This is a genomic window from Amycolatopsis sp. NPDC004079 (genome assembly GCF_040610415.1).
Lineage (GTDB): Bacteria > Actinomycetota > Actinomycetes > Mycobacteriales > Pseudonocardiaceae > Amycolatopsis > Amycolatopsis halotolerans.
Genome location: NZ_JBEXMH010000010.1, coordinates 18,372 through 30,167, shown reverse-complemented (window position 1 = coordinate 30,167; position 11,796 = coordinate 18,372). Strand labels below are relative to the sequence as shown.

13 protein-coding genes are annotated in these 11,796 nt (G+C 69.6%); 4 read left to right on the top strand and 9 right to left on the bottom strand.

All coding sequences use genetic code 11. From position 1 onward, the window contains the following. Nucleotides 1-67 precede the first annotated feature (67 nt). Nucleotides 68-1,048: a chitinase gene (locus ABZX37_RS13340; RefSeq protein WP_354739119.1), complete on the top strand. Its 981-nt coding sequence runs from the start codon at nt 68-70 to the stop codon at nt 1,046-1,048. Nucleotides 1,049-1,105: 57 nt separating this feature from the next. Here ABZX37_RS13340 and ABZX37_RS13335 read toward each other — a convergent pair whose 3' ends face one another. The 5 genes from ABZX37_RS13335 to ABZX37_RS13315 are packed head-to-tail and all read right to left on the bottom strand — an operon-like array spanning nt 1,106 to nt 5,709. After that, nucleotides 1,106-1,867 (bottom strand): HAD family acid phosphatase, encoded by a 762-nt coding sequence (locus ABZX37_RS13335; RefSeq protein WP_354739117.1) that lies wholly within the window; start codon nt 1,865-1,867, stop codon nt 1,106-1,108. A 47-nt stretch (nt 1,868-1,914) separates the two neighbouring features. Beyond that, nucleotides 1,915-3,099, bottom strand: coding sequence for a class I SAM-dependent methyltransferase (locus tag ABZX37_RS13330; protein WP_354739115.1), 1,185 nt, complete (start codon nt 3,097-3,099; stop codon nt 1,915-1,917). Between the two features lies 1 nt (nt 3,100). Continuing rightward, nucleotides 3,101-4,066, bottom strand: coding sequence for a class I SAM-dependent methyltransferase (locus ABZX37_RS13325; RefSeq protein ID WP_354739113.1), 966 nt, complete (start codon nt 4,064-4,066; stop codon nt 3,101-3,103). Then, nucleotides 4,063-4,842 (bottom strand): enoyl-CoA hydratase-related protein, encoded by a 780-nt coding sequence (locus tag ABZX37_RS13320; RefSeq protein ID WP_354739111.1) that lies wholly within the window; start codon nt 4,840-4,842, stop codon nt 4,063-4,065. Before ABZX37_RS13320 ends, ABZX37_RS13325 begins: the two co-directional genes overlap by 4 nt. A 54-nt stretch (nt 4,843-4,896) precedes the next feature. Next, nucleotides 4,897-5,709: an ABC transporter ATP-binding protein gene (locus ABZX37_RS13315; protein ID WP_354739109.1), complete on the bottom strand. Its 813-nt coding sequence runs from the start codon at nt 5,707-5,709 to the stop codon at nt 4,897-4,899. Between the two features lie 306 nt (nt 5,710-6,015). On the opposite strand from ABZX37_RS13315, the gene ABZX37_RS13310 reads away from it, so the two are divergent. Together ABZX37_RS13310 and ABZX37_RS13305 are read left to right on the top strand one after the other, a co-directional pair. Then, complete coding sequence (locus ABZX37_RS13310; protein ID WP_354739107.1) at nt 6,016-6,561, top strand: cysteine dioxygenase family protein; 546 nt, start codon at nt 6,016-6,018, stop codon at nt 6,559-6,561. Further along, entirely contained in the window at nt 6,558-6,953 is a 396-nt protein-coding gene (locus ABZX37_RS13305; RefSeq protein WP_354739105.1) for a rhodanese-like domain-containing protein, read from the top strand. The genes ABZX37_RS13310 and ABZX37_RS13305 overlap by 4 nt, the downstream gene beginning before the upstream one ends. Nucleotides 6,954-6,957: 4 nt before the next feature. Here the strand turns inward: ABZX37_RS13305 and ABZX37_RS13300 are convergent, their stop codons facing one another. The 3 genes from ABZX37_RS13300 to ABZX37_RS13290 are packed head-to-tail and all read right to left on the bottom strand — an operon-like array spanning nt 6,958 to nt 8,743. Next, nucleotides 6,958-7,563, bottom strand: a complete 606-nt coding sequence (locus ABZX37_RS13300) for a hypothetical protein (RefSeq protein WP_354739103.1) — start codon at nt 7,561-7,563, stop codon at nt 6,958-6,960. Further along, nucleotides 7,563-7,907 (bottom strand): hypothetical protein, encoded by a 345-nt coding sequence (locus tag ABZX37_RS13295; protein ID WP_354739101.1) that lies wholly within the window; start codon nt 7,905-7,907, stop codon nt 7,563-7,565. The genes ABZX37_RS13300 and ABZX37_RS13295 overlap by 1 nt, the downstream gene beginning before the upstream one ends. Continuing rightward, the gene (locus tag ABZX37_RS13290) at nt 7,904-8,743 is read right to left on the bottom strand and encodes a hypothetical protein (RefSeq protein ID WP_354739099.1); all 840 of its coding nucleotides are present in this window, start codon (nt 8,741-8,743) and stop codon (nt 7,904-7,906) included. Before ABZX37_RS13290 ends, ABZX37_RS13295 begins: the two co-directional genes overlap by 4 nt. Nucleotides 8,744-9,042: 299 nt before the next feature. Between ABZX37_RS13290 and ABZX37_RS13285 the strand changes: the two genes are divergently transcribed. Continuing rightward, nucleotides 9,043-9,201 (top strand): hypothetical protein, encoded by a 159-nt coding sequence (locus ABZX37_RS13285; RefSeq protein ID WP_354739097.1) that lies wholly within the window; start codon nt 9,043-9,045, stop codon nt 9,199-9,201. A gap of 5 nt (nt 9,202-9,206) precedes the next feature. On the opposite strand, the gene glgP is transcribed toward ABZX37_RS13285, so the two are convergent. Continuing rightward, nucleotides 9,207-11,750 carry an alpha-glucan family phosphorylase gene (gene glgP / locus ABZX37_RS13280; protein WP_354739095.1) on the bottom strand — a complete coding sequence of 848 codons (2,544 nt, stop codon included), beginning with the start codon at nt 11,748-11,750 and terminating at the stop codon, nt 9,207-9,209. Nucleotides 11,751-11,796: the final 46 nt, after the last annotated feature.

The following is an 11,796-nucleotide window of genomic DNA, read 5'->3' as shown; positions in this document are numbered from 1 at the left end:
ATTATTGGTCTATACCTTTTGGACAGGGGTTTTCCACCCCTCGGTCCTCACCGTGGAGGTTCCACCCATGCGTCTGTCCTCCCCCCGGAAACTGGCGGCCGCGCTCGGCGGGCTGCTGGCCGTAGCCGGACTCGCGGTGCCGCAGAGCACCGCGGCCGCGGCGAGCGACTCGTCGATCGCGCTCGCGCCCTATGTGGACATGGGCGCGTGGCCGTCGCCCGTGTTGTCGTCGATGTCCGAGCAGAGCGGCATCAAGAGTTTCACGCTCGGCTTCGTCACCGGAGCCGCGTGCAAGGCCAGCTGGTTCGCTGCCTACGATCCCCGGCAGGGGTGGCAGTCCGACGAAATCGCCAAGATTCGCGCGGCTGGCGGAGATGTCAAAGTCTCCTTCGGCGGCGCGTCCGGCGTCGAGCTCGCGCAGGCGTGCGGCGACGTCAATTCGCTCGTCGGCGAGTACGAGGCGGTGATCAAAGCCTACGACCTCAAATACATCGACGTCGACATCGAGGGCGCGGCGGTCGCCGACCCCGGTTCGATCAAACTTCGTTCCGAAGCACTGAAAAAGGTGCAGGACGACAATCCCGGGCTCAAGATTTCGCTGACGCTGCCGGTGCTTCCGACCGGGCTCACGGCGGACGGGCTGAACGTCGTGACCTCGGCGCACGACGCGGGCATCAATCTCGACCTGGTGAACGTCATGGCGATGGACTACTACCAGGGTGCCGGCGACCAAGGGGCCAAGGCGATCCAGGCGGCGCAATCCACGCAGGGGCAACTGAAAACGGCGCTCGGACTGTCCGATGCGGACGCTTGGCAGAAGGTCGGGCTGACCCCGATGCTGGGCGTCAACGATTCGCAGAACGAGATCTTCTACCAGAAGGACGCCAGCGCGGTGGTCAGCTTCGCGCAGAGTGTCCACATGGGAATGCTGTCGTTCTGGGAACTCGGCCGGGACGCGAACGCGTGCACCGGCGCGCTGTACCGGTGCACCAACATTTCCCAGCAGCCGTACGAATTCTCGAGGATCTTCGCCGGGTACTCCGGCTGACGAAAGCGGAGCAGCCCGGGCCCGGCGCGGGACCCGGGCTGACTCCGGCACGAAAGATCAGGGCAGGTAGTACATCGGGTTCGGCAGCTTCACCGGGTGGTCGGCGTAGCCGCCTTCGAGGTCGCTGAACTGGTCGCCGAGGTTGAGCACGATGTGCGCGCCGGTCGACTGGATGTGCGCGCGGGTGCCCGACTTGTACTGCACGGTGTTGCAGTTCAGCCCGCACGGCAGGTAGTCCGGCGCGGTGGTCTTCGGCTTGAAGTACGCGCCGGTCGGTGTCGGGTAGCCCTCGTTCGCGAGATTCTTGAGCGACTGCGGGCCCTGCTTGTCGTTGCGGCCGGTCAGGAAATAGACCTGAACGCCGCGTTCGGCGGCCCACTTCGTCAGCTCCAGCACCGGCTTGTTGGCCTCGAAGGTGCCGTCGTCGATGGCCTTCTGCTGCTTCACCGGGTCGAAGCCGAAGTCGTTGTCGGCTTCCCAGCCGTAGGTGATCTCGGACGTGTCGTCCACGTCGAGCACGATCGCCGGGTTCTTCACCTTCCCCAGCTTCTGCTGCAGGTACCGCTTCGCGTCGGCGACCACGCGCTGGGTGTCGGTGACGAACCGGCTGGTTTCGGAGTAGTGGTGCTTGCCGGACGCGTCGAGCCAGTCGCCGTAGTACGCCTTGACGTCGTTCTTCACCTGGCCGATGTTGGCCGGCTCCCGGCCGTGCGCGGCGGTGACGGCGTCCGACCCGGCCAGTGCGGTCGCGCCTCCGGCGACGGTGGCGCCGACGGCCGCGGCGGCGGCAAGTTTGACGAGAGCGGGAAAACGAGACACAGCGACCCTCCAGTGATTATTCGCCAACCCGCAGAACTTACGCCGCGTCAACCGGCTTGAAAACCCTCCGTTGGGATGCGTTCGGCCCGGCACACGAACGCCACCGGGGACCGGCCGATTCTCGTGAGCACCACAGTGGACTCTTCGTGACCACGCGGTTTCAGCTTGCGACGCAAGGCGTCTGGGTCCACGTCGAGACCGCGGACGAGGATTTCCAGCCGTCCGACATCGAGCTTCTTCAACGCCTGACCGAGCGTTTTTTCCCGGTAAGGCAACTGTTCCAGCACTCGGAAGGCACGCACGCCCGGCGGTGGCGTGTCGCCGGTGAGGTAGGCGATGCGTTCGTCCAGCTGCCACAACCCATGCCGCGCCGCGTAATGCCGCACGAGTCCGGCGCGGACGACTGCGCCGTCAGGGTCCACCAGCCATTCCCCCGCTGCCCGCACGGGAATGTCGTCCGGTTCCGCGTCGGTGAGAGTCCACTGTGCACCATCCGAGCGCAGCACTGTCGCTCGGCGCGTGACACCCGACGAAAGCCCTCGCCACAGACAGGCCTCGCGGACTTGACCGTCAAGGGACACGAGTTCCACCTCGTCCGCCCAGGGTGCGATGGAGAAGTCCATGCCGGGGGCGCATTTCACCGACAGGACCCGGCCGGGATAGGCGGCCACGAGTTCGTCGAGCGGCGGCAGGAAGTCAACTGGACGCCACACCCGGCGACCGGCGGAGTCGCGACGGGCGGGATCGGCGACCACGGCGGTGTCCCGGGAAACCGGCTGCAGGGCATCGGCCCGCGCGACGAGCGGCGACACCTCGGCGACGGAAGCGTTGTGCCTAGCCATTTCCAGCCGCACCGGGTCCACATCGGACCCCATCGCGACCGAAGCGACCCGAGACAGTTCGACCAGGTCCGCGCCTACCGAGCACGTGACGTCATGCACGGCGAGACCAGCAAGCCGGGAAGCGCGATGCCGAGCCACCGGAGTAGCACTCGCCTGCTGCAAAGCGTCGGCAGTGAACAACCACTCGGCAGAAGAAGCCAGTTTCAGAACCGATTTACGCCGCAGCGCAACGGTTTCCAGCACCGGAGAGGCATGCTCCCCGACCAGGCGGCGAGCCGTCGTGACGTCCGCGATCCGCGAAGCGTCCAAAGTGGAGCACTCGGCGAGCGCCGCCCGTCCCGCGGCGGAGCGCAGGAAGGCGACGTCGTCGAGCGTGAAACCGTAGGGCAATTCAGGACGGCCGCTTGGTCCCGGTGATCATCACGTTGTAGAACAGCTCGCGCGGCAGCACCTTCGACAGCAGCTTCTTGTCCAAAGCGGACAGTCGCAGCCACAGGTGGTAGGCGAACAGCCGCCAGCGCACGGTGAGCTTCTCCTGCGGCACCGCGGCCTCGAAGGTGCGGATCGGCCAGCCGGCCAGCGCCGCCGAGAACTCCTCGGTGACCGCGCGGACGTCCTGCGCACCGGCACCGCGCGCCATCGACTCCAGCTCCGACGGGTCGAAGGTGTGGATGTCGACCACGGCCTCGAGCGCCGCCGCCCGCGAGGACTCGTCCAATTCGGACTGCGGACGCCGCCAGCCGCTCAGCGCGGGCAGCTTGGTGATGTTCGTGGTGAGGTACCAGGTGAACTGGCCGAGCCGGCGCGCGTAGCGGTCGCCGATTTTCGTCGGCTCGCCGGCGAACACGAACCGCCCGCCCGGCTTGAGCACGCGCAGCACCTCGCCGAACGCCTGGCGCACGTCCGGGATGTGGTGCAGCACCGCGTGCCCGACCACGAGGTCGAACGTGTTGTCGTCGTAGGGGATCCGCTCCGCGTCGGCGACCCGGCCGTCGACGTCGAGCCCGAGGCCCTCGGCGTTGCGCAGCGCGACCTGCACCATGCCCGGCGACAGGTCGGTGACCGAACCCTTCTTCGCGACGCCGCCCTGCATCAGGTTCAGCAGGAAGAAGCCGGTACCGCTGCCCAGTTCCATCGCGTGCTGGTACGGCTGGCCGTCGTCTCCCGCGACCGCGTTGAACACGTCAGTGGCGTAGGAGATGCAGCGCTCGTCGTAGGAAATGGACCACTTCTCGTCGTACGTCCCGGCTTCCCAGTCGTGGTAGAGGACGTTCGCGAGCTTCGGGTCGGCGTAGGCCGCCTTGACCTCGTCTTCGGTGGCGTGCGGATTCGGCGCCGGGTCGGACACGGAAGTCACTTCCCCTCGAAACTGGCTTTGCCGGGGCCGTTGTCGATGAACGACTGCATGCCGTTTTTCTGGTCCTCGGTCGCCCACAGCGCGGTGAACAGCTGCGTCTCGATCTTCAGGCCGGTGGCCAGGTCCACGTCGAGGCCGGAGTCGATCGCCGCCTTGGCCGCGCGCAGCGCCATCGCCGGGCCGTTCGCGAACTGCGAGGCCCACTTGTGCGCGGCGGCGTACACGTCGTCCGGGGCCACGACCTCGTCGACGATGCCCAGCTTGAGCGCCTCCTCGGCCTTCACGAACCGGCCGGTGAAGATGAGGTCCTTGGCCTTGCTCGGGCCGATCAGCCGGGTCAGCCGCTGCGTGCCGCCCGCGCCGGGGATGATGCCGAGCTGGATCTCCGGCTGGCCGACCTTCACGTTGTCGCCCGCCACGCGCCAGTCCGCGGTCAGCGCCAGTTCGAGGCCGCCGCCGAGGGCGTAGCCGGTGATCGCGCAGACGACCGGCTTCGGGATGTTCGCGACCCGGGCGAGCGACGCGGTCAGCTCGGCGCCGAATTTCGCGATCTCCGGGTACGTGCGGGAGGCCATCTCCTTGATGTCCGCGCCGCCGGCGAAGGTCTTCTCGCCGCCGTAGAGGATCACCGCGCGCACGTCGTCGCGGTCGGACGCCTCGCGCGCGGCCTCGGCGAGCTCGGCCTGCACCTGGTTGTTCAGCGCGTTGACCGGCGGCCGGTCCAGCCGGATCGTGCCGACCCCGCCCTCGACTTCCAGGGTTACGAACTCTCCCACGGGATTCCTCCTCGTTGACGAACTGACAGCAGGCTACCGGCCGGTAAGGACAAGCTACCTGCGGCGGGCGAAGAACCGCTCGCCCGAGCGCTCCAGCACCAGGTCCTGGTCGAACGTCTTGGACAGGTTCTCGCCGGTGATCACGTCGTCCACCAGCCCGGACACCACCGCGCGGCCCTCGCGCAGCAGCAGCGCGTGGGTGAAGCCGGGCGGGATCTCCTCGACGTGGTGGGTGACCAGCACCATCGCCGGCGCGTCCGGGTCCATCGCGAGCACCGACAGCCGGGCCACGAGGTCCTCGCGGCCGCCGAGGTCGAGGCCCGCGGCGGGCTCGTCGAGCAGCAGCAGCTCCGGGTCGGTCATCAGCGACCGGGCGATCAGCACGCGCTTGCGCTCGCCCTCGCTCAGCGTGCCGAAGGTGCGCTCGGCCAGGTGCGCGATGCCGAGCGTGCCGAGCAGTTCGGTCGCCCGGTCGAGGTCCATCCGGTCGTACTGCTCGCGCCAGCGGCCCATCACCGCGTACCCGGCGCTGACCACGACGTCGGCGACGCGCTCGTCGCCGGGCACGCGCTGGGCGATCGCGGCGGAGGTGAAGCCGATGCGCGGGCGCAGGTCGAAGATGTTCACCTTGCCGATGCGGTCGCCGAGCAGGTCGACGGTGCCGGACGTGGGGTGCAGTTCGGCGGCGGCCAGGCGCAGCAGGGTGGTCTTGCCGGCCCCGTTGGGCCCGAGCACCACCCATCGCTCGTCCAGTTCCACCGCCCAGTCGAGGGCCGCGAGGAGGTCGTTTCCGGTACGGCGGACGCCGACACCGGACATCCGCACGACGAGGTCGTCAGGATCGCTGGGCAGGATCGGCTCGCTCACGAGCCCCATTGTGGCGGTCCCCCGGGCGCGGGCGCGCACCCGCCCGGGGATAACCGCGTCCGCGCGTCCGCGGGGCCGAACGCGCGGTGTCCAGCGGATGGGACAAGAGGCCGTGATCGCGAGGCTGTGGCAGCATCCACGCCATGTTCGTCTCCGCGCGCCCCGTGTTCTGGCGCCGTCGCGCGATCGACCTTCTCCTGGTGGCCTCCAGCGGGTGTAGCCGGGCGCGGCACGCACGCTGATCCTCGTCGGCGTGCCGCGTCGCCTCGCGTCCGGCACCATCCGAGCTAGTTCCAGGAGCCTCCGTTGACCACGTCCATCGTCCGTCCGGAAGTCGAAATCCACCCCCAGCTGGCCGATCCGCTGCTGCCCGAACTGCTGCACCCGTCGCGGCTGCTGTGGACGCCGCGCGAGCTGGCCGACCTGACCCGCACGGTCACCACCGAACTGACCACCAGCCTGCGCGACGTCCTGCGCTTCGACGAGGACCAGCGCTGGTGGGCGCGCCTCGCGCTCACCGACGGCGTCGAGCTGTGGCTGCTGTCGTGGCTGCCCGGCCAGCACACGAAGCCGCACGACCACGGCGGCGCGTCGGGTTCGTTCACCGTGCTGCAGGGCGAACTCGGCGAGGAGTACCGCTACCCCGGCGGCCCGGTGCGCCGCCGCACGCACACCGCCGGGCAGGGCATCGGCTTCGGCGCCGGGCGCGCGCACCAGGTGCTCGGCGTCGGCAGCGAACCGGCGGCCAGCGTGCACGCCTACTCGCCGCCGCTGGTGCCGACCCGCGAATACACGAGCCTCGCGGACGTGCCGAACGAGATCCCGCCGCTGCCTGCCATTGTGCGGTCATGACCGCTATCGAAGGTTTTCTCGCCGGCGCCCGGTCCTCGCTGGACCGGGCGGACCCGGCGCGCGCCGCCGACCTGCAGGCCGACGGCGCGCTGATCGTCGACATCCGGCCGTACGCCAACCGGCTCGCCGAGGGCGAGATCCCCGGGTCGGTGGTGGTCGAGCGGATCCACCTGGAGTGGCGCCTCGCCCCGGACAGCGAGTGGCGGCTGCCGGGGGTTTCGGCGGAGACCGTCGCGGTGGTGGTGTGCAACGAGGGGTACGCGTCGAGCCTGGCGGCGGCGGACCTGCAGCGGCTGGGGCTGGCGAAGGCTACGGATTTGGCGGGCGGGTTCCGGGCTTGGGCGGCGGCTGGGTTGCCGGTGCGGGAGGGCGGGACTCCGGCGGTCGACTGACGGCTCAGCGGTCCGGTTCCAGCCGCGCCGAGATCGTCCCGATGTTCGCCTGAAAGTGCCGCAGGACCGCGTCGCTGAGCGCCTGCAGGTGCGGGTTGGGCGCGCCCGGCACCGGGAACTGCGCACGGTCCCACTCCGGCTGGCGAGTCTCAGTCGGCAGGTTCAGCACCGGCGGCCGTTCAGCCGCCGACGGGCGTTCGACGGTGACTGCGCGCTGCTTCGGAAGCTCGTCCAATGTGGACTGCAGCTCGTCCAGCCGCTCGGTGGCCCGGTCCAGGGCTTGGGCGGCTTCGTCGGCGTGCCGGCCGCGTTCGGACAGCAAGGTTGGCTCGTCTTCGCCGTCGAGCAGGCGCTTCTTCAAGCTCTGCGCGGCCTCGGCGTAGCGGTACAACGCTGCTGCGGCAACGCGATGGGCTTCCGACGCGGCATCAGCTTGGTCGCGCTGCCGTTTGCGCACCGCCGCGTACGCCTCCGCGCCCGCGCCAGTCCACTCCGGCAGGTCGTGCTCGTTCAGCCCCGCGGCGATCGGATCCAGCAGCCTGGCGAGGCAGCCGCACCGGTCGGCCTCGGCGCGCATCAGCGACGAGATGTCGTCGGACCACTCCGCCATCAGCCGAGAACCGTCCGGATCTCGCTCGGACCGTTGTCGTCCGGCGGCTTGTCGGCGATCTCTTCGATTGCTTCGGCGGCGTCGGATTCGTAAGCCGCGTAATACTTCGCGGCCGCTTCGAGCCGCTCGGCCATCCGGGCGAGATCGGTCGCGATCACCTCTCCGGCGCGCACGGAAGCGGTCTGGAAGCTTTCCAGGCTCCGCGCCAGCAGCGCCTCGCCGGCCCGGCTTGGCTGAGCGCTGTAGAGAAGCGGGCCGCGGCGGCGTTTGGTCTCCGCGTTCAGGTCGGCCAGGCCATCGGCGGCATGGCTGAGCTGCGCGGGATCGGTTTCGTACCCGGTCATCGCGGCTCCGGCGTTCCGGCGATCTCCCGCACCACGGCGAGCGGCAGCGAAAGCATCCGTTCGGTTCCGCCGCCGAAGCCCGCACCCGGGTTCACCAGCAGCCCCGCCGTGCGCCGGGCGGCGGCCTGCGCGGCTTCCCGGCCCGAGCACGAGCGGACGCCCGACCACCGCTGTCCCAATGCTTTCCCGTACTCGCCGAGCACGCGGTCGTCGGTGAACACGCAGCACCAATCGCCGGCTCCGTCCAGCGACGCGATCAGCAATTCCTTGCCGACGAACGGCATCCGCACGGGATCCTCCGGAAATTTCGCCAGCACATAGCGCGGCAGATCCGAGAAAGCGTCGACGACGTGCAATCCCGGACGCGCTGCCGGCGGTTCCAGGAGGGCGCGGGCGGAAGCAAGCTCCGCCGGGCTGAGCGGCGGCAACCGCGGGGACAGGCTTTCTTTGATCCGAAGGGTGAACAGTTCCCGTTGCTCGTCGCATTTGGTGCGGCTGATGGCGAGCCGGGCGAACCTTCCCTCCAGCTTCGCGTTCTCCTCGTCGCGCGGGAGACCGACGTTGAACGCCGCCCAGAACACCTCGGCGAGCCGGTCGTCGCCGAAGCTCGCGAGCACCGCGGCGAGCCGGGCCACGACGACCACGCGCACGTCAGCCGCGGCAGCCGCGGGCGGAATATGCCAGAGGACGCAGAGCTCCCGGCCGAGCCGGCGGCGCAGATCCTCGTGCCAGACCCCTCTTCCCTTGTGCAGCGCCTCCACCGCTCTGCGCAGCGCGACGCTCATCGGCGGCTCCGGGCGCGACCAGCCCACGCGGGCTCCCCCCTTGTCGATCACGGGCAAGGAGCTTAAACGAAATTTCCCCGCCGTTCCGGACTGGAATATTCCACGCGAACCTCCGATAGCCGCGTTTTCCTGGGGAAACGCGCAAAAGTCCCGGCTGGCGAATGGTCAATAGCGGAAAAGTCCCGGAAAAATCCTCGAACGGCTACTCAGCGGCAATTCGAGATGACGACGCGTATCGAATCCGGGGCACGACTTTCCCGCGAGAATCACCGGAACAGCGGTGTACCCGGCCGCGGCGGAGCTACGTTCACGACGAAACCGTCCACGGGAAAACGGAACGGAGCGATCCGGTGGAACTGTTCGTGATTGTCGCGCTGGCTTGGACGAACGGGGCGTGGCTCACCGCGTTCGGGGTGTGCTGGAACGCGCGGCGGCGCCTGGAGCGGAAACTGGCCGAGCGGGAGACAGAATGCCGTCACACCGTCCCGCCGGTCAGTTTCCGCCGGTGACCGCCTCAGGCGAGCACGACGCGCGCCAGCTCCGCCGGGCTGGCCAGCAGCGGGTGCTTCGGCAGCACTCGCACCGTGTAGCCGACCGAGCCCGCGCGCGGCAGGCGCAGGGTCGCGGCGAACGCGCCGATCCCGTCCGGCGTCATCGGGACCTGCACCGAATCCGCGAGTTCGTCCCCGTCGCCGACCTGGCCCACCACGGCTTGGATGTCCACTTCGGACGGTTCGAGCCCGGCCAGGTCGATCCGGGCGCGGATGGTGACCTCGGCGCCCACCACGAGCCGTCCGGTGTGGTCGTACTGGAGTTCGGCGTCGAAGATCCGCACGCGCGGCCACGCGACTTCCAGTTTGGTCCGGTAGTCAGCCAGCGAAAGCGCGCCTTGGTGGCCGTTATCGGTGGCGGCGGCGACCATCCGCGACGCGGGCAGGTAGCCAGAGTCCACGTACTCGCGCACCATCCGCGACGCCTGCACGCGCGGGCCCAGCGTTTCCAGGGTGTGCCAGACCATCGCGAGCCAGCCGGTCGGCACGTCGTCCGCGCCGGTGTCGTAGTAGAGCGGAGCGATCTGCTGGCCCAGCAGGTCGTACAGCGCGGCGGCTTCGAGGTCGTCGCGGCGGAGCGGGTCGGTGACGCCGTCCGCGGTGGGGATGGCCCAGCCGTTGGAGCCGTCGTAGCACTCGTCCCACCAGCCGTCCTTGATGGACAGGTTCAGGCCGCCGTTGAGCGCCGACTTCATCCCGGACGTGCCGCACGCCTCCAGCGTCCGCACCGGGTTGTTCAGCCACACGTCGCAGCCGCGGTAGAGGTAGCGGGCCATCGACATGTCGTAGTCCGGCAGGAAGACGATGCGGTGGCGCACGGCGGGATCGTCGACGAACCGCACGATCTGCTGGATCAGCTGCTTGCCGTTCTCGTCGGCGGGATGCGATTTGCCGCCGATCACGATCTGGATCGGCCGCTTCTCGTCCAGCAGCAGCGCGCGCAGCCGGTCCGGGTCGCGCAGCATCAGCGTGAGCCTTTTGTACGTCGGGACGCGGCGGGCGAAGCCGACGGTCAGCACGTCCGGATCGAAAACGCGGTCGGTCCAGCCGAGTTCCAGCGCTGACGCGCCGCGCTGCATCCACGCCGCCCGCACCCGCCGCCGGACCTCGCCGACGAGCTTTCCCCGCAGTTCCCGGCGCAGTTCCCACAGCTGCTGGTCGCTGACGCCGTCGCGCAGCGAACTGTCCGGCGTGCGGCCTTCGTGGCCGAACTCCTCGTGGTTGCCGCCGAGCAGCGCGCTCAGCTCGCGCGCCACCCAGGTCGGCCCGTGCACGCCGTTGGTGATGGACGCGATCGGCACCTCGGCGTCGTCGAAACCGGGCCACAGCCGAGAAAACATCCGGCGCGTGACGCGGCCGTGCAGCTCGGAAACGCCATTCGCGCGTTGCGCCAGACGCAGTCCCATGTGCGCCATGTTGAACAGGCCCGGGTTGTCCTCCGCGCCGAGCTGCAGCACGCGGCGCACGTCGACGTCCGGGACGAGCCTGCCGTCGGAGAAATAGCGCTGCACCAGATCGACCGGGAAGCGGTCGATGCCCGCGCTGACCGGCGTGTGCGTGGTGAACACGGTCCCGGCGCGGACCGCGGGCAGCGCCTCGTCGAAGGCGAGCCCGTCGGACTGGATGATCTCGCGGGCGCGCTCCAGCCCGAGGAATCCGGCGTGGCCCTCGTTGGTGTGGAACACCTTCGGCTGCGGATGCCCGGTCAGCTCGCAGAACTTCCGCACCGCGCGGAACCCGCCGATGCCGGCCAGGATCTCCTGGCGGATCCGGTGGTCGGCGTCGCCGCCGTACAGCCGGTCGGTGACCGAGCGCAGGTCCTCGTCGTTGGCCTCGATGTCGGTGTCGAGCAGCAGCAGCGGGATCCGGCCGACGCGGGCCCGCCACATCTGCGCGCGCAGGTCGCGCCCGCCCGGCATGGCGACCTCGACGAGCACCGGGCGGCCGTCCTCGGTGACCAGCTCCAGCGGGAACGCGTTCGGGTCGATCACCGGGTAGTGCTCGACCTGCCAGCCGTCGAGCGACAGGCCCTGGCGGAAGTAGCCGGACCGGTAGAGCAGGCCGACGCCGACCATCGGCACGCCGAGGTCCGAGGCCGCCTTGAGGTGGTCGCCGGCGAGCACGCCGAGGCCGCCGGAGTAGTTCGGCAGCGCCTCGGTGACCCCGAACTCCATCGAGAAGTACGCGACCGCCCGCGGCAGGCCGTCGTCGGTGCGCCGCTGGTACCAGCGCGGCTCGGTGAGGTAGCGCTCCAGCCCGGCCGCGGCCTCGCGGGTGCGGCTCAGGAAATCCTCGTCCTTCGCCAGCTCCTCGAGCCGCTCCGGCGGCAGCGCGGTGAGCATGCGCAGCGGGTCGCGGATCTTGTTGAACAGCTCGGCGTCCATCGAGGCGAACAGGTCGCGCGTCGGCGGATGCCAGGTCCAGCGAAGGTTGGTCGCGAGGGCCCCGAGCCCGGCGAGCGGCTCGGGCAGGCTGGCGCGGACGGTGAACCGGCGGACTGCACGCATGGTCAGCGACGATATCCGGCCCGCTCCGCGCGCGCTCGCACCCCAC